The organism is Mycobacterium sp. 852013-50091_SCH5140682 (genome assembly GCF_001665685.1).
GTDB lineage: Bacteria > Actinomycetota > Actinomycetes > Mycobacteriales > Mycobacteriaceae > Mycobacterium.
In genome coordinates, this window is record NZ_LZTB01000075.1 from 68,811 (window position 1) to 85,585 (window position 16,775).

At 69.2% G+C, this 16,775-nt stretch carries 15 protein-coding genes; 3 read left to right on the forward strand and 12 right to left on the reverse strand.

Features of this window, described 5'->3' with window-relative positions; genetic code table 11:
- Positions 1–2: 2 nt before the first annotated feature.
- A complete protein-coding gene (locus A5784_RS21175) occupies positions 3–1,094 on the forward strand; it encodes an adenosine deaminase (protein WP_064946903.1) in 1,092 nt (363 codons plus the stop codon).
- Between the two features lie 3 nt (positions 1,095–1,097).
- On the opposite strand, the gene A5784_RS21180 is transcribed toward A5784_RS21175, so the two are convergent.
- The 5 genes from A5784_RS21180 to A5784_RS21200 are packed head-to-tail and all read right to left on the reverse strand — an operon-like array spanning position 1,098 to position 6,582.
- A complete protein-coding gene (locus A5784_RS21180; RefSeq protein WP_064946856.1) occupies positions 1,098–2,495 on the reverse strand; it encodes an acyl-CoA synthetase in 1,398 nt (465 codons plus the stop codon).
- Between the two features lie 10 nt (positions 2,496–2,505).
- Positions 2,506–3,453, reverse strand: a complete 948-nt coding sequence (locus A5784_RS21185; protein ID WP_197514821.1) for an Lrp/AsnC family transcriptional regulator — start codon at positions 3,451–3,453, stop codon at positions 2,506–2,508.
- A gap of 11 nt (positions 3,454–3,464) precedes the next feature.
- Complete coding sequence (locus A5784_RS38825) at positions 3,465–4,889, reverse strand: sodium:solute symporter family protein (RefSeq protein WP_064946858.1); 1,425 nt, start codon at positions 4,887–4,889, stop codon at positions 3,465–3,467.
- Positions 4,886–5,155: a hypothetical protein gene (locus tag A5784_RS21195; protein ID WP_064946859.1), complete on the reverse strand. Its 270-nt coding sequence runs from the start codon at positions 5,153–5,155 to the stop codon at positions 4,886–4,888. The genes A5784_RS38825 and A5784_RS21195 overlap by 4 nt, the downstream gene beginning before the upstream one ends.
- Positions 5,152–6,582, reverse strand: coding sequence for an amidase (locus A5784_RS21200; RefSeq protein WP_232006171.1), 1,431 nt, complete (start codon positions 6,580–6,582; stop codon positions 5,152–5,154). The genes A5784_RS21195 and A5784_RS21200 overlap by 4 nt, the downstream gene beginning before the upstream one ends.
- Positions 6,583–6,825: 243 nt before the next feature.
- On the opposite strand from A5784_RS21200, the gene A5784_RS21205 reads away from it, so the two are divergent.
- Complete coding sequence (locus A5784_RS21205; protein WP_156750690.1) at positions 6,826–8,421, forward strand: outer membrane protein assembly factor BamB family protein; 1,596 nt, start codon at positions 6,826–6,828, stop codon at positions 8,419–8,421.
- 8 nt (positions 8,422–8,429) lie between these two features.
- On the opposite strand, the gene A5784_RS21210 is transcribed toward A5784_RS21205, so the two are convergent.
- The 7 genes from A5784_RS21210 to A5784_RS21240 form a co-directional block, all read right to left on the reverse strand.
- Positions 8,430–9,242 (reverse strand): alpha/beta fold hydrolase, encoded by an 813-nt coding sequence (locus tag A5784_RS21210; RefSeq protein WP_064946862.1) that lies wholly within the window; start codon positions 9,240–9,242, stop codon positions 8,430–8,432.
- 59 nt (positions 9,243–9,301) lie between these two features.
- Complete coding sequence (satS, locus tag A5784_RS21215) at positions 9,302–10,570, reverse strand: protein export chaperone SatS (RefSeq protein ID WP_064946863.1); 1,269 nt, start codon at positions 10,568–10,570, stop codon at positions 9,302–9,304.
- A 35-nt stretch (positions 10,571–10,605) separates the two neighbouring features.
- On the reverse strand, positions 10,606–10,755 hold the full coding sequence (locus A5784_RS21220; protein ID WP_232006173.1) for a hypothetical protein: 150 nt from the start codon (positions 10,753–10,755) through the stop codon (positions 10,606–10,608).
- A gap of 13 nt (positions 10,756–10,768) precedes the next feature.
- Positions 10,769–11,887 carry a C40 family peptidase gene (locus tag A5784_RS21225; protein ID WP_064946865.1) on the reverse strand — a complete coding sequence of 373 codons (1,119 nt, stop codon included), beginning with the start codon at positions 11,885–11,887 and terminating at the stop codon, positions 10,769–10,771.
- 2 nt (positions 11,888–11,889) lie between these two features.
- Positions 11,890–12,180 (reverse strand): hypothetical protein, encoded by a 291-nt coding sequence (locus A5784_RS21230; RefSeq protein WP_064946866.1) that lies wholly within the window; start codon positions 12,178–12,180, stop codon positions 11,890–11,892.
- 48 nt (positions 12,181–12,228) lie between these two features.
- Positions 12,229–12,876, reverse strand: a complete 648-nt coding sequence (locus A5784_RS21235) for a sigma-70 family RNA polymerase sigma factor (protein WP_156750691.1) — start codon at positions 12,874–12,876, stop codon at positions 12,229–12,231.
- Positions 12,877–12,980: 104 nt separating this feature from the next.
- Entirely contained in the window at positions 12,981–15,746 is a 2,766-nt protein-coding gene (locus A5784_RS21240; RefSeq protein WP_064946905.1) for a helix-turn-helix transcriptional regulator, read from the reverse strand.
- Positions 15,747–15,879: 133 nt separating this feature from the next.
- On the opposite strand from A5784_RS21240, the gene A5784_RS21245 reads away from it, so the two are divergent.
- Entirely contained in the window at positions 15,880–16,773 is an 894-nt protein-coding gene (locus A5784_RS21245; RefSeq protein ID WP_064946867.1) for an RNA polymerase sigma-70 factor, read from the forward strand.
- Positions 16,774–16,775 lie beyond the last annotated feature (2 nt).

Sequence of the window (16,775 nt, forward strand, 5' to 3'; positions counted from 1 at the left end):
AGATGAGTACCCCGCTGACCTTCGACATGATCCGCCACGCCCCCAAAGCCCTGCTGCACGATCACCTCGACGGTGGGTTGCGCCCGGGCACCGTGCTCGATCTTGCCGGTCAGTTCGGGTACGACGAGCTGCCCGCCACCGACGTCGACGAACTGGCGACGTTCTTCCGCACGGCCGCGCACAGTGGCTCGCTCGTGCGGTACCTGGAGCCCTTCGCGCACACGGTCGGTGTCATGCAGACCCCCGAGGCCCTGTACCGCGTGGCCCACGAATGCGTCGAGGATCTCGCGGCCGACAATGTGGTGTACGCGGAGGTCCGGTTCGCACCCGAACTGCACATCGACCGCGGCCTGTCCCTGGATGCGGTGGTCGACGCGGTGTTGGCTGGTTTCGCCGACGGGGAGAAGGCGGCCGCGGCGGTCGAGGGGCGCACCATCACCGTGCGCTGCCTGGTCACCGCGATGCGCCACGCTGCCCGGTCCCGCGAGATCGCCGAACTGGCAATCAGGTTCCGCGACAAGGGCGTTGTGGGCTTCGACATCGCCGGGGCCGAGGCGGGCTATCCGCCGTCCCGGCATCTCGACGCGTTCGAGTACATGCGAAGCAACAACGCGCGCTTCACCATTCACGCCGGCGAGGCGTTCGGGCTGCCGTCGATCCATGAGGCGATCGCGTTCTGCGGTGCCGACCGGCTCGGTCACGGCGTGCGAATCGTCGACGACATCACCCAGCTCGACGACGGCAGCCAGAAGCTCGGCAGGCTGGCAGCGATCTTGCGGGACAAGCGCATACCGCTGGAGATGTGCCCGAGCAGCAATGTGCAGACCGGGGCCGCGCCGTCCATCGCCGAGCACCCGTTCGACCGGTTGGCCCGGCTGCGGTTCCGGGTCACCGTCAACACCGACAACCGGTTGATGAGCGACACCACCATGACCCAGGAGATGACGCGTCTGGTCGATGCTTTCGGCTACGGCTGGAGCGACTTGGAACGCTTCACCATCAATGCGATGAAGTCCGCGTTCATCCCGTTCGACGAGCGGCTGGCCATCATCGACGAGGTGATCAAGCCGCGTTACGCCGTGCTGGTGGGCTGAAACTCAGCTGTCTAGGAGTTTCTTCTGGACCTTTCCCATTGCGTTCCTTGGCAATTCATCGAGGAAGACGATGTCGCGGGGACGCTTGTGATGCGACAGGGTGTCGGACACGAACTCGATCAGGCGCCCGCCCAGCTGGGTCCGATCCGCGTCGTCGGTGACCACGTAGGCCACGATCCGCTGTCCGAGGTCCGCATCGGCCTGTCCCACAACGGCGACCTCACGGACCGCGGGGTGGGCCAGCAGCGCGGTTTCCACCTCACCTGCCCCGACGCGGTAACCGCCGGACTTGATCAGGTCGACGGACTCCCGGCCGACGATCCGGTGAAAGCCCTGCATGTCGCGCGTCGCGACGTCGCCGGTGATGAACCAGCCGTCGTCGGTCCATGATTCGGCTGTCGCGTCCGGCCGGTTGAGATAGCCGTCGAACAGCATGGGTCCACGGACCTGGAGGCGGCCGATGCTCTCGCCGTCGTCGGGCACGCCCTGCCCGTCCTCGGTCCGCAGCCGGGTCTGCACACCCAGCACGGGTTGCCCGACCGATCCGGGCCTGCGTTCGCCGAGCGCGCGGGTGCTCAGCGTGATCATGGTTTCGCTCATGCCGTAGCGCTCGATCGGGGCGTGCCCGCTGAGTTCGGCGATGCGATCGAAAACGGGTGTGGGCAGCGGCGCGCTGCCCGAGACCAGCAGCCGCGCGCGACCCAGCGCCCGGGCCGACACCTCGTCGGCGGCGATCCGCGACCACACGGTCGGCACCCCGAAGTACATGGTTCCGGGCGCCGCGGCGTAGCGCTCGGGGCGGGGTGCGACGGTGTGCACGACGCGGGAGCCGATCCGAAGGGAACCAAGCACACCGAGCACCAACCCGTGCAGATGGAACAGCGGCAGGCCGTGCACGACGGTGTCCTCGGAACTCCACTGCCACGCATCGGCGACGGCGTCGATACCGGCGGCCACGGCGCGGTGGCTCAGATTGACACCCTTGGGGGCCCCGGTGGTTCCCGATGTGTAGAGGATCATCGCGGTCGCGTCGTCGGCAGGGGTGGGCAGCCCGGCGCCGCCGGTATGGCCGCGGGCCGGTACTGCGCGCAGATCGGAATCCGGGTGGGCCGGCCCGGCCCAGCACCCGACCGCGGCGTCGGAAAGGATGTGGCGCAGCTCGGCACTGCCGGAGTCGGGCGGGACGGGCACCACGGGCACACCGGCCAGCAGGCATGCCGTCACGGCGATGACGGTGTCGAGCGTGGGCTCCGCGTACACCGCAACGGGATGCTCGGCAGGCAGGGCGGCCGCGAGAGCCGTTGCGGCATCGACCAATTCCGCCCGCGACAGGCTCTGCTCACCGATGGTGACCGCCGCCGCAGCGTCCCGGTCGGCGGCGTCGAGCGAGGTCAGAAGCATTGAGGGCCTTTCATTTCGGAACTGCGGGCACCACGCCGCCGCGCTTGTAGGTCTGGATCAGCAGGGTCGCGTGAACCGATTCGACGCGAGATTCCCAGGGGCCGTTGACGAGAAAGTCGCGGAGCTCGGCGATGTCGCGGGCCGTCACGTCGACGACGACCGGATACTCACCCATCACCATGGCCGCGTAGCGCACGAGAGGTGAACGGGCGAGCGAAGTTCCGATGTGTTCCGCGTGCTGGGGCGCACATCGTATCCACAGCAGGGCTTCGACGGGCAGCCCGAGCAGGGCCGGTCCGACGACGGCGCGGATACGGACCACGCCGCGCTGGATCAGTTGATCGATACGCCGGCGCGCGGTGGCCTCGGAGAACCCGGCCAGCGTCGCGATCGTCTCGAAGGGGGTACGCCCGTCGGCGACGAGCGCGTCGATGATGGCGCGGTCGACGTCGTCGACCTGCAGGCCGGTCCGCGTCTGTTCCGGTGGGACATCGGGCAATTCGAGTTCGGCAACCTCGGCGGGGCTCAGCACACCGGCGCGCCATTCGGCGACGGTCCGGAAGTACTGCAGTACCGGGGTCAACCGGTGGGTCAGGACGCCGTCCAATTCGGCACCGAGCAGTGTGGGCAGCGCGTCGAAGTCCGCCGTCACCTCGGCGATCACTTCGGCGGATTCGGCCAGCACATAGACGAACACCGATTGCGGCCACGACGCCAGGGTGCGGGCCACCGAGTGGACGCGCTCCGGTCGGCACCGCACGCGCAGCAGATGTGTCGGTGCGAGTGCGGTCAGACCGACCACCTGTACTGTGCCGTCCTCCAGGAGGGCGGCACCGCGGCGGGCGACGGTGCGGACCGGCTCGTCGAGTACCTGCGCGATCCGCCGCCATGAGGCCCGACCGTTGACCTGGAGGGCCTCGGTGATCCGTCGGGCGAGTGGGTCGAGTGGTTCCGGCACCGGCTCAGTATTCACCGCGCGGCCGGTACTTCCTCTTCGATTGCAGGGCGGGGCATCCGGCGCCGGATCGCCTCGGCGACGATCACTGCCGCGATGTTGGGGCCGAGTGCGATGAAGCCGGAATCCCAACTGCCGATCGGAATCTCGAAGAAGGTGATCCAGCTGACCACCAGTACTCCGATCACGATGCCGATCAGTGCCGGGACGGCGCCAACGCAAACCCGTCCTCGCAACGCCACCAGGATCGCGGGGGCGAGCTGGGTCAGCCCGCCGTAGGTGAGCAGCAGCAGGCTGGAGATGCTGGCGCCGCCGAGTCCGAAGCCGAGCGCCAGGATGATGGCCGCCGCGACGACCGCGGTGTTGACCCGCATCCGGGTCTTGTCGGAACCACCGGTGATCAGGTTGCGCGACACCAGGGTTGAGATGCCCATGACGATCGCGGCCGCCGGAACCATCGCCGCCGAGGCGCCACCGATCGCGATGACGGCGACGAGCCAGTCGGGCAGGGTGTGCGTCGCGGTGTCGATGAGGACATGGTTCCCGGTGGTGTCGGCGGGCAGGATCAGGGTGGCGCCCAGCCCGACGATGATCGGCGCGAACAGCAGCAACTGGTACAGCGCGAGCCACGTGTAGTTGCTGCGCAGGATCTCACCGCTGCGGGCCGCCAGCACCGGGGGCCACAGGTGCGGAAAGACGTTGAGGCCTGCGCCGATCGAGGTGACGACGACCGCCGTGACGAAGCACGTGGTGTCGTATCCGGGCGCGGACAGCGTCAGCAGCTGTGGTTGACCACTCTGCACGCGCGAGAAGACCTCGGGAATGCCTGCGATGCCGAAACCGACGCCGCCCACCACGATGAGCAGGGCGACCACCATGAGCGCGTCCTTGACCACTGCGACCCGCGAGATCCCGCGAATGCCTGCCCAGACGACGAACACGATGACCAGCACGCTCGCGATGACCATGGACAGGCCGCGGCTGGACGCGTTGCCGGTGGCCAGTTCGACGATCAGGCCGAGGCCGGTGATCTGCAGTTCGAGATAGGGCAGCAGGAAGACCGCGCCGACCACCGCGACCACCTTGCCCAGTGGCACGCTGTCGAACCGGTCGATGAAGAAGTCGGCCATGGTCAGGTAGCCGCGGCCCTTGCCGAGTCGCCACAGCTTTGGCGCGACGAAGTACATGCCGATCGCCGAGATGGATAGGTACGCCAAGGCGAACGTGGCACTGACGCCGCCGCCGAACGCGATCCCGGACAGCCCGAGAAAGCTGAAGGTGGTGAGCGATTCACCGGCCTGCAGGAACCACGACCGCCACCGGCGGAAGCTGCGGCCGCTCACGGTCCACTCGTCGAGCTTCCTGGCGCGGTTGCCCGCGATGCCGATCGCGCCGATGGCGAACAGGCCGATCACGATGTAGACGGTGAGCGCGTTCATCGGACGTCTCCAGCCGTGTCGGCTCCCTCGGCGGCCTCGGCCGCGTCGAGTGCGTCGCCGCCGTCACGGCGGTAGGACGCTTCGACGACGCGAAGGGCGACGACGGTGCCGATCACCCAGATCGCGGTCCACACGAGGACCGACGGGACGCCGAACCATAGGTGCGGGCCGTTGACGAAGGGCAGAAAGGGCGTGGCGAGGAAGCCGAGGATCGGGACTGCCGCGATGGCGAGGCGTCGCGGGCTTTCCAGGACAGGCGATGTCATGAGCGGTTCTCCGAGATGAGGGCGGGACGCCGCGTGCCGTGTTCGGTGGCGGCTTCGAACGCGGCGGCGACGCCGAGCAGCGCCTGTTCACCACGAGCGCGGGTGACGATCTGCAGCCCGACGGGCAGTCCGCCGGGCGTAAAACCGGCAGGCACCGAGATGGCGGGCACGCCGAGGACGGTGATCAGGTAGGCCGCGGCCATCCAGTCGAGGTAATTGTGCTGCCGCACGCCTGCGACCTCGGCCGGCCAGAGTTGGTCGGCGTCGAATGGAACGACCTGGCTGACCGGGGCGATCAGCACGTCGTAGGTGTCGAAGAAGCCGTTGGCGGCACGCTGCAGCCGGGTCAGTTCAGCCAGTGCTCGGCCGATGTCGCCCGCGGTTCTGGCGCGGCCTTCCCGGATGTTCCAGGCCAGGTCTGCCTTGAACGCCTCGGGCGTGGCGTCGAGCTGCCGGCCCCACAGCGTGTCGAACTCGACCGCGCGCAAGGTACGGAATGTCGCGTCGGCTCCGTCGAGGTCGGGACATGCCGGCTGGACGTGCGCGCCGAGTTCGGCGAACACCTTGGCGGCGGTTTCCAGGGGGGCCAGCACTTCCGCGTCGACGGGGACGCGGTCGCCGAGGGTCGGTGCCCACGCCACGCGAAGCCCTTTGAGGTCAGCAGGTTTCACGTCTGCGAACCCTGCCGGGTCGTCGGCCAGCGACAGCGGGTCGTCGCGATGCGGCCCGGCGATCACCGACAGCAGCAGTGCGACGTCGTTGACGGTGCGGCCCATGGGGCCTGCCGTCGCCAGGTTCGGGTACGCCCAGGCCGCGGCGGGGTCCGGAACCCGGCCTGTCGTCGGTCGCAGACCCACGACATTGCAGAACGATGCCGGATTGCGCAGGGAGCCACCCATATCGCTGCCGTCGGCGATGGGTTGCATGCCGCTCGCCAATGCGGCTGCCGCGCCGCCACTGCTGCCACCGGCCGACCGGTCCAGTGCGTACGGATTGCGGGTCGTTCCGAAAACTTCGTTGAACGAATGCGATCCGGCCGCGAACTCGGGCACGTTGGTCTTGCCGACGCGAATGGCGCCTGCGCCCTGGATACGTCGCACGATTTCGTCGTCCTGCTCCGGGATCCAGTTGGCGTGCAACGGGGAACCGAACGTGGTGCGCAGGCCCGCGGTGGCGTGGGTGTCCTTGAACGCGATCGGCAGCCCGTGAAGCGGGCCCAGCGGTTCACCCGCCGCGCTGCGCTGGTCGGCCTCTGCGGCGGCCCGCTCGGCTCCCTCGATGTCGAGGGTCACGATCGCGTTGACCGCGCCGTTGTACCGGTCGATCTGAGCGACGTGGGCCGCGAGCACTTCGCGGGCGGATATATCGCGGCGCCGCAGCGCTGTTGCCATGTCGGTGGCGCTACCGAAGACCAATGAGTCGTCCACAAGCTCCCAATTTCTCCGTGGCCCTGTCGCGCAGGTGCCTGCCATGACAGTCCGGACCTGATGAGATCCCCATCACAATGTTGGTATAGGCCAGAAAAGTAGCAGGAATGACTGATCAGGACAAGAGCTAAGAAAAAACAACGGTTTGTGCCTTCACTGGCGCTCTGATGATGGAATGTGCCGATTTTCGGGGCCAGCAACGAGCTGCGCGGGTGGGGTGGCAACCTGAAATACACTCCCCACGTGAACCAGTGGGGGAGTTCGCCGTGGGGCGACAACGACGGGCAGCCAGGGGCATCGGGATGGTCCGAGTCGCCGTTCGACGCACCTGAGGTCCGCCAGGAAGCTCCGCCGGTGTTCGGGGCTGCCCCCGGATTGCCGATGTATCCGCAAACCCAGGGCTGGGGACAGGCACCGGGCTACGGGTACCCGCAGTTCACGCCGCAGCCGCCGGACGGTCCCCGTCGCCGCGGCAAGGTCATCGGAATCGTCGTCTCTGCGGTGGTGGTGGTCCTCGCCCTGGTGATCGGTTCGGTCGTGGTGTGGAAGTTCAGCTCCGGAGGCTCGGGCTCGGACACCGACACCACCGCCGGCAAGGCCGAGGTCGCGTCAGAGTCGCCGCGACCTCCGGCCGAGGTCAAGCTGCCCTCGTTGAGTGCCGCGCCCACCACGCTGTGGAGCTATCCGCCGTCGGGGGACTCCAGCAGCTACCTGACTGTCCTCGGTGGCGATACCAAGACCGTCATCATCAAGCTCGGGGACTCCATCATCGGACTCGATGCGGCCGGCGGCTCGCAGCTGTGGCAACAGCCATGGCCGAAGTCGAACGGTGATTACGTCAACTGCGTGGTCGGCACGTCGGGTGACACGGCCATGTGCGTCGGCGACAATATGGCCGCGATCATCGACATGAAGACCGGAACCACGAAGAACACCGTGTCCGGGCACCAGGGCAGTAGCGGCTACAGCGGCTCCGGATTGTTGGCCTATGCGGACAACACCGTCGGCGTCACGGTGTTCGACGATTCCGGACAGCAACTATGGACGAAGCCGATGACGGGTGTCGTCCAGCCGTTCCTGGATCAGGGCATCATCGCGGCGAAGGCGCCCACGAACACGAAGTTCTATGACGCGAAAACGGGAGACGATCTGTTCTCCATCGGCATCGTCGACGATCTGATCGCCACCAGCCGCGGCATCGCCGTGTCGGTGCGGGGAAGTTCGGTCGATGTCCAGCCGGACCGGTACCCGAAGCAGCGGATCGACTTCTACTCCTTCACCGGGAAGAAGGCGTGGAGCATTCCCGAAGATGCGCATTATCGCCTGCCCCACACCGCGATTCTCACCTCCTACACGTTGCCGCAGTCAGTGGAGAATTCGACGTCGGGGGTCGCATCGCCGATCGTGTACAGCGAGGACAAAGGGGAGATCGCCGGAGTCGACGATGCCACCGGAGAGATTCGCTGGTCGCAGCAGGTGCCCCTGGTGCCGCACACCCTCCCCAGCCTGTCCGGTATCGGCGACCTGTGTATCGTCGCGATCCCGACCGCCGAGCCGAGCGCCGAGCCGGGAGCCGGTGCGCCCCGGGTGCGGGTGCGCAAGTGCACGGACGCCACCGGCGCGCTCGTCGCCCCGTCGCAGGGCAGTAGCAGCCCAGGTCTGGTAGCCGTCAATGGCGATCAGACCGTCATCGGCGGTCCCGGTTCCGATTCGACGACGGCCTACGACGCTGCGACGGGTCAGCAGTTATGGCAATTGGGCAGGGACGCCGGAAGTTTCACGTTGGTCGGCGATGCGCTGTACAGCGCATCGTTTGGACGGGTGTCGCGCGTCTCCTGATCTCGGCCCTACGCCAGCGCCAGTCGCAGCGCGTCCGCGAAATCGCCTGGCTCGCTGAGGAATCCGCCGTGATCGCCGGGAAACATGACCGGTTCGGTGCCCAGTAGCTCGGCCAGCGCGACGGTCGTGCGCTGGGTGAGCAGCCGCCCCGAATCCACACCGAGCCCGAGTACCACCCGTGCGTTGCGCAACGCCTCGACGTCGGGCAGGTACCGCGTGGTTGGCCGCAATTCGTGGGCGAAGAAGTGCGTCGCGTTGGCCTCTTCGTTCGGATCGGGTTCCCCGGGCGGCCCGGCCGGGGCGTCGTCGGGCAGGTCGAAGCCGGCGGTGACCATGAATTGAGCGAACGCCGCGTGATACCCGTCGCGATGAAACGTCGCGACGATCTCGTCGGTGGCAGCTCGTTGCGCGGCGGCGTCGGGCAGCAGTTCCACCAGCGGTGGCTCGTGGGCGACCAGGGTGCGCACCCGGTCGGGATGCCGGGCGACCAACGCCAGGCCCGTCACCGCTCCGCCGGATGAGCCGAACACGTCGGCCGTATCCGCGCCGAGATCGTCGAGGATGGCGGCGACGTCGTCGGCGCGGAGCTCAGGGGTGGAATCCTGTGCGGGGTCGTCGACGACGCTGGCGGTAATGCCGCGCGGATCAGTGGTGACGACGGTGTGATCGGCGGCCAGCGCGTGCGCCAGCGGTACGAACTCGGCGGCCGACATCGGGGCGCCGAGGATCAACAGCAGTGGGCCGTCCCCACGCACCTCGTAGTGCAGGCGAGCGCCGGGGACGGTGACGGTACGGGTGGACAGGCGGCTCGTGGAGGTCATGTGCGGGTAGACCGCCGGGATACCGAGAATTCATCGGCAACCGGCGGCACCACCGACAACTACTCGGGCCGCAGCCGCGACTCCACGAAGCGCTCGAGGGTCTCCCACTGCTCGACAGCATCGGCGTAGGGCGCGGCCGGGGCCTTCACCTTGTCCGGGTCGAGCACGTGGCCGACGAACTTGCCGAGCGGCGTGGTGGCGGCGAGGGTCTCCTCGACGGTCTTGTCCTCGGCGTAGTCGCTGACGTCGCGCAGCAGTTCCACGGCGAGCTCGAGCTGATCGTGGTCGATCGCATCGGGTCCGTCGGCGATGTCGTCCGAGATGCCGGTGAGCACATAGACGTTCTCGTCGGAGACATCCACCCGCAGCGACCCGTCCGTGGCGGCGGTGCGGATGTCGTCGTAGGTGGCGAGGTCCGACAGATCGTGGTCGTGCTCGTCGGCCAGGTAGCGGGCCAGGGCACGTTCGGAGCTGAACACACTGATGCGGCCGTTGCGGCCCAGGAAGACGGGTTCGTCGTCGAGGTAGCAGCGCAGCGTGTACACCGTGCCGGACCGCGTCATGAGCCGCACGGGGTCGATGCCGACCTTGACCCAGAAGTCCTCGTCACCGCCGAGCACGGCGTTGTCGTCGGCGGCCTCTTCAGCCTCTCCGGCCTCGTCCGCCTCGTCGGTGTCCTCGGCTTCGGTCGCCTCGACCTCTGCCTCGTCCTCGTCGGGCTCAGGCGCGGGCTCGTCGAGTTCCTCCTGGGCCTTCTTCACCGCGTCGGCGTCGATGTCCTCAGGGATGGTGACGATCTCGTCGATGGCGTCGAGGACCGCGTCCCAGCCGCGGTCGATCACGCCTTCGATATCGGCCCAGCGCTTGCGTCCGCTGCGACCGGTGAATTCGTCGAGTCCGCCGCCGAGGGTGCCGAGTACCGGGTTGCCGTTGAAGAACTTGCTGATTGCGGCCAGTTCACACACCGAGCCGATGGACGACACGATCGCCAAGGTGCGGTGCAGGCGCGCGACCGATTCCTCGGTGGGCTTTTCGGCCACCAGTTCCGGTACCCCGACGAGGTCGTACTGCCGGTCCTCGGCGGGGTCGAGCTTATGCGCCGAGGCCTCGGTCAACTTCTCCCACGCGGGATGATCGGCCAGGTCATTGTCGGAGTTGGTGCGCACGAACGCGACCAGATCGGCGACCGACTCGAACGCGAACAGGTCTTCGTCGTCGCCGAGGAACGCCTCCCACTCGTCGCCTGCGTCCCGCCACCGCGGAGCCCACAAGGTGTAGAGGTCGCCCTTGGTCAGTGCCAGCCGAACCGGCACGATGTCAGCAGCCATGCGGCACAGCCTAACGGCGCACCCTGCGCGGCCTGTCACGTCGTCTCCGGTTGGCGGCCGAACCCTGCGGCGAGGTCCTCGAGCAGCCGCCGTCGACGTTTCACGGCGTCGGCGCCCTCGCGCAGTGCGCACAGGTCGTCACCGGCCCGCTCGAGCGCGGCGAGGCAGGCCCTAGCCCAGGTCATCGTGTCCGCGACGTCACGCGGTGGGTCGGAAGAAACCATGGAAACCCTGCCCGGCGTTGGTGGTGCGGATCGGGGAGAGCTGTACCGGATCGCCCGCCTCGATCATGGTCGAATCACCGACGATCATCGCCACGTGGCCGTCCCACACCGCGAGGTCGCCGGGCCGCAGCGTATCCGCGGACACCGCGGCGCCGACATCCTGTTCCTGCGCCAGCCGGGGAATGTCCAGCCCCGCTTCGTGATACGCCCACTGCGTCAGACCGCTGCAGTCCAGGCCGACGCCGGGCGTGGTGCCGCCCCAGCGATAGGGCACACCCAATTGCGTCAACGCGTTGCGCACGGCCTCGGCCGCCACCGCGTTGGGGGCCCGTGCGGTGCTCCCGTCGGGCAGCCGCACGGCCACCCCGTCCCCGAACATGCCGGGATCGCGGGTGCCGATCGCGGACTCGGGCGCCGAGCCTGCCGACCCGCCGCCGCGGTGTCGCCCCACCAGCGCAGCCAACGGACCTGTCAGACCCGAGAGTGCGCCGGGTCCGGGCGGTGTCGACATCGCGGGCGACGCCCCCAACCCGGGCGCAGCACCCAGGCCCGACGGTGTGCCCAGCCCGGCCGGAACGGTCGCAGCGGGTGCTGCAACCCCCTCCGCACTGACGGCCGAGGCGTGGTCGTCGAGTTGGGTGCGTAGTTCGTCGACGACGGAGATCGCGTCGCGCAGTGCCTGTTGCGCCTCGCCCAGCAGCGCCTCCGCCACCCCGGGTTCGTCGAGGCGAGGTTCCAGCGCTGCGGCCCGTTCCTCGAAGCCGGACACGATGGCCTGCAACCGGGCAGCGGCGGACCGCGCCGCAGCGCCCGCGTGCCGTGCGGCAGCGCCGAGAGTTTCCGCGCGGTCGGCCAGCGCATCTGCCGTAGCGGCGGTCGCGGTCGCAGCGCGTCCGGCGGCGTCGGCGGCGGCACCCGACCAGTCGCCCACCGCAGCCCACGAGCCGCGGGAGGCGGTGGCCACAGTGCTCAGCGCGTCGCGCACCTCGGCGAGCACTGCGTCCGGACTGCCCGGCGCGGCCCAGCCCGGGCCGACCAGCGCCTGTACCTCGCGCAGCGGGGCAACCAGCGCGCTGACAAGTGGGCCCGGCATTGCTACACCCAGGGCAGCAGGTCGGCGGCCCGGCGCCCTACGGCGTCGAAATCGGCGGCAGTCCCCGCGGCGGACATCGCGGCGGCCCTGGCCTGGACACTCAGAGCGGTGATGGCGGCCGAATGCTCGGTGAGCGCCGTGCGCAATGCAGCTACGAAGTCGGCGCCGACCGGCCCGAGCGCCGAGGCGGGGGTGTCCGTCGACCACACCAGCGCGGCGGCGGCGCTGAGATCGGCGGCGTGGGCGGCGTGCGCGCTGCCGAGGGCACGGATCAGGGCGGTGTCGGCGAACATGTCCTTAAGACGGCGGCCGGCGTCGTTCGGTTCCGTGTCAATTGCCGGTCACGCCACGCATTGCTCCCCGGGCCCGCGGCGGGTGTCGGCCAGGTCTGCCAGCGCGACCCGCAGCCGTTGGCGGCTGCGGGCGACCCTCGACATCACGGTGCCCATGGGCACACCCAGCAGTGCCGCGGTCTGGGCGTAGGTGAGCCCCTGCATGTCGGCGTAGTACACGGTGAGGCGGAAGCTCTCGGGCAGAGCGCTCAGTGCCTCGCGAATCACCTTGTCCGGCAAGATGTCCAGAGCCTCGTCCTCCGCGGACCGGTGTACCGCGGACAGGTGCACCGAGCTGGCGGCAAGGTCGCTGTCGGTGATGTCCTCGACGGTGAACACGTCGGGTCTGCGCTGTTTGGTGCGGTGCAAGCTGACCCAGCGGTTGTGCATGATGCGGAACAGCCACGCCCGCATGTTGGTGCCCGGCTGGAACCGCCGAAATCCCGCATAGGCGTTCATCAGGGTGTCCTGCAGCAGGTCTTCCGCGTCGGCCTCGCTGTGGGTCAATCGCCTTGCCCCGCGCAGCAATACGGCGTGGTACTGCATGGCGTTGCGTTCGAACCGGGCCGCCAGCTCTGCCTCCGACTCCGGCTCGGATGCGGACGTCTCGGGCATCCCCGGTGGGGTGCTGGTCCGGGCATCGGACTGCGGCAGCATGTGGAGCCTCCAGAGTGGGTGGGAATGCGTGGAACGGTTACCAACTAGAGCCTTGCCGTCGGCACCGGGTGGCGGACCCTTGACAGTCCGTGGTCCGTGGCCGCTCAAACCACCCACGAGGTCCCGCGCAGCTGCCTGCGCGATGTGATGTTGAGCTTCACGAACACTTTCCGCAGGTGCCACTCCACGGTGTGGGTGCTGATGAACATCTGCGCCCCGATCTCCTGATTGGTCAGGCCTGCGGCGGCCAGCCCGGCGATCTGGGCTTCCTGTGCGGTCAGCCGATCGCCGCCGCCGGCGGGTCGGCGCCGGGTCTTCTCGCCTGTGGCCACCAGCTCCCGGCGCGCCCGTTCGGCGAAGGCCTGCGCGCCCATGTGCGTGAACATGGTGTGGGCGGCGCCCAGGTGCGTGCGGGCGTCGGCGCGTCGGTTCATCCGGCGCAGCCATTCGCCGTAGCGCAGCCGGGCTCGTGCCTGCTGCACGACGATGCGCGTACGGTCCAGGCGCTCGATCGCCTCGGCGTACAGCTCTTCGGCAAGCTGATCGTCGGCGAGAAGTGCACGAGCTCCGGCCAGTGTGCCCAGCGCCCAGTCGGTTCCGCTGGGCAGGGTGCTCTGTTCGAGTTGCCGCAGGGCTCTCTTGGCGGCATCGGGTTCGCCGCATCGCGATGCCGATTCGACGAACTCGGTGAGCGACCAGCCGAACAGGCCGAGGTCCTGGTATTCGCATGCTTCACGCGCGGCGGCGTACGCCTGGTCGTAGCTGCCGAGACCGTTGTGCAAGACAGCCCCGGCATAAGCGGTCAACCCGAGTAGCCGGCCCTCACCACGGGCGGTGGCTCTCTCGGCTGCCGCTTGGATCAGCCTGTTGGCTTCGGCGGGGTGACCCCGCCAGGCGGCCAGGATCAGCGAGTGGTCGGTCATCGGCGGGTGCCCGGCGGCGGCGCTGAGCGAATCGGCTTCGTCGAGAAGCATGGCCGCGGCGGCGAATTCGCCGGCCTGGACGTGCGCGCCGGCCCGGTAGCCGAGGGCACGGGGCAGGATGGCCAGTGCGGCGGTGTCCCGGGTCAGCTGGACCGATCGCGTCGCGAGCCGATGCCATGCCTCGTCGTCCCAGATCTCGTGCACGGCCGATTCCTGAGCGATCGGGAACGCCGCACCCGGCCAGCGGATGCGGTGAGGCTCCGTGTGCAGCAAGGTGTCCAGCAGGGCCACCCCGGCACGCAATTCGGTGTGCCCTGTGCCGTCGTCGGTGCCCATCCGCCGGGAGATGCCGCTCACCAGAAGGTAGGCCGGATGAGGCGGTTCGGGCGTTGGCGCCGTGACGGCCTGCGCGGACTGGGCGGTGGCGTGCACCGCGGCGGGGTCACCGAGCCGGCCGGCATGCATGGCCGCGGCGAGCGCCTCGAGGTAGGTCGGACCGGCGGCCGGATCGTTCAGGTTCGCCAATTGCCGTGCAGCGTCGATCAATTCGGCGACCGGAGGACCCTGGAAGGTGCCGCGCGCGACCAGGAGCCGGGCTCGCAGATGGGTGGCGCGGGCGCGGTCCAGATCGGTCAACGGCCCGAGTTCGGCGATGCCGAGCAGTTCCTCGGCTTCGCCGGGGGCCGCGGCATCGCTCTTGGCGCGCGCCGCTGCCAGTGCCCGGGCGCCGCGGCGTGCCGGATCCCGGCTCAGTGCGGTGGCCCGCTGGAGAAGTGCGGCGGCAGCCGCCACCCCGCCGCGCTGTTGTGCACGCCCGGCCGCCGCCTCCAGTTCGGCGGCGACAGCGTCGTCGGGCCCGGTGGTGGCGTACGCCGAATGCCAGGCCCGCCGGTCGGGGTCGACATCGGCGTCGGTGACCTCCGCCAGCACCCGGTGGATCGCGCGGCGTTCGGCGAGATCGGCAGACCGATAGGCCGCCGACCGCACCAGCGGATGGTCGAAGAGGACGCGTCCCGTCAGTTCGATAAGACCTTCGCGTTCGGCCGGAGCCAGCGCGCTTGCGGGGATACCGAGTCGCTGCGCCGCCCGCATCAGCAGGAGCGGATCGCCGACGGGATCCGCCGCGGCGGCCAGCAGCAGCTGTCGCGTTGGGAGGGGTAGGGCCGCGATGCGGTGCGCGTAGGTCAGTTCGAGTTGCAGCTGGGGCCCGGGGTGGCCCGGGTCTCCGAAGCCTCCGGCGAGTTGGGCGGCGGTGCGGTTGCGGACCGACTCCAACAGCCCGAGGGGTAGGCCACGGGTCTCGGCCACGATCTGGTCGCGGACCCGCCGGTCGAGACGGCCGGGCACCAGAGAGTCGAGAAGCTGCCCGGCGTGTTCGGTGGTGAGCCCGCCGACGACCAGCTCCGGTAGCTCCGTCAGCGCGGTGTCGCGGCCGGAAGTGGTTCGCGCGGCGAAGATCACGCCCACCGGCCCGGCGGAGAGCCGGCGCGCGACGAAGGTGAGTGCCTGCAGCGAGGCCTGGTCGATCCACTGCGCATCGTCGGCGAGGCAGAGCAGCGGTTGCGTGCCTGCGACCTCCGACAGCAGGCTCAGCACCGCGAGTCCCACCAGGAATGCGTCGGGCGGTGGCCCGGCGGCCAATCCGAAGGCGACGCTCACGGCATCGCGCTGGGGCTGGGGCAGGCTGTCGAGCCGGTCCAGCAGCGGGGCGCAGAGATGCTGCAGGCCGGCGTACGGCAGCTCCATGTCGGACTCCACGCAGGTGACCCGCAGCATGCGCGTATCGGCGCGGCGGTTGTGCAGGTAGGCCAGCAGCGCGGTCTTCCCTGCGCCTGGCTCGCCGCGCAGCACCAGCGCCCGGCTGCGGCCGGTGCGGACATCGGCGAGGAGCTCGTCGAGCGCGGCGCATTCGGCGTCGCGACCGTAGAGGCGTCGTGTTCGGCGCATCGGTACTCCTTGTTGCATGCTGCGGGTGGTGTCGTTCAGGTAGACCGGGCTGCCCACCGATCTGTGACAGTGCGATGTGTCACAGCGCGGCATCGCAGGATGCGCCGGTCGATGGTGTGTTTGACTACCTCCCATGACCGACCTTGCCGACGCGGAGGAGGTCTTCACCGGGGTCCGCCCGCGGCTGTTCGGTCTGGCGTACCGGATGTTGGGCAGTGTCGCAGAGGCCGAGGACGTGCTGCAGGACGCCTGGGTGCGCTGGCAGGCCACTGACCGCGACGACGTGCGCGAGCCCGTCGCATTCTTGGTCACCATGGTGACGCGGATGTGCGTCAACGTGCTGCAGTCGGCCCGGGTCCGGCGCGAAACCTACATCGGGCCTTGGCTTCCCGATCCCGTCGATACCAGTGCCGATCCGGCGCTCGGCGCCGAACGCGGCGAGGCCCTGCAGGTCGCGACGCTGATGCTGATGGAGAAACTCGCGCCGCCCGAGCGGGCGGCATACATCCTGCGCGAGGCGTTCGACTACCCGTACGAGTTGATCGGCGAGACCATCGCGGTGACCGACGTCAACGCGCGTCAGTTGGTGAGCCGGGCCCGCAGGCACCTGGCCGCTCGGCGCGGCGAACCGGTCGGCACCGAGGAGCAGCGGCGGTTGCTGACGGCGTTCGTGGCCGCGGCGCAGACCGGCGACATGTCGGATCTGGAGGAGCTGTTGGCCTCGGACGTGGCCAGCTACACCGACGGGAACGGGATGCGCAACGCCGCGCCGGTGCCTGTCGTCGGCCGGCAGCGGGTCGCGAAGTTCGTACTGGCATTCCGGCGCCGGTTCTGGCGCAACGCCGCGGTCACGTGGATCACCGCGAATGGGCAGGCCGGCGCGCTGATTTCGCAGGACGGCGCGCTGGCGGCGTTTCTGACCGTTGCGGCGTCGGCGGAGGGCATCGAAGAGCTGTTGTGGGTGCTCAGCCCGGACAAGCTGGCGCACATCGCCACTGCGGTCCCTGATCCGGCGGAGACCGTTTAAGG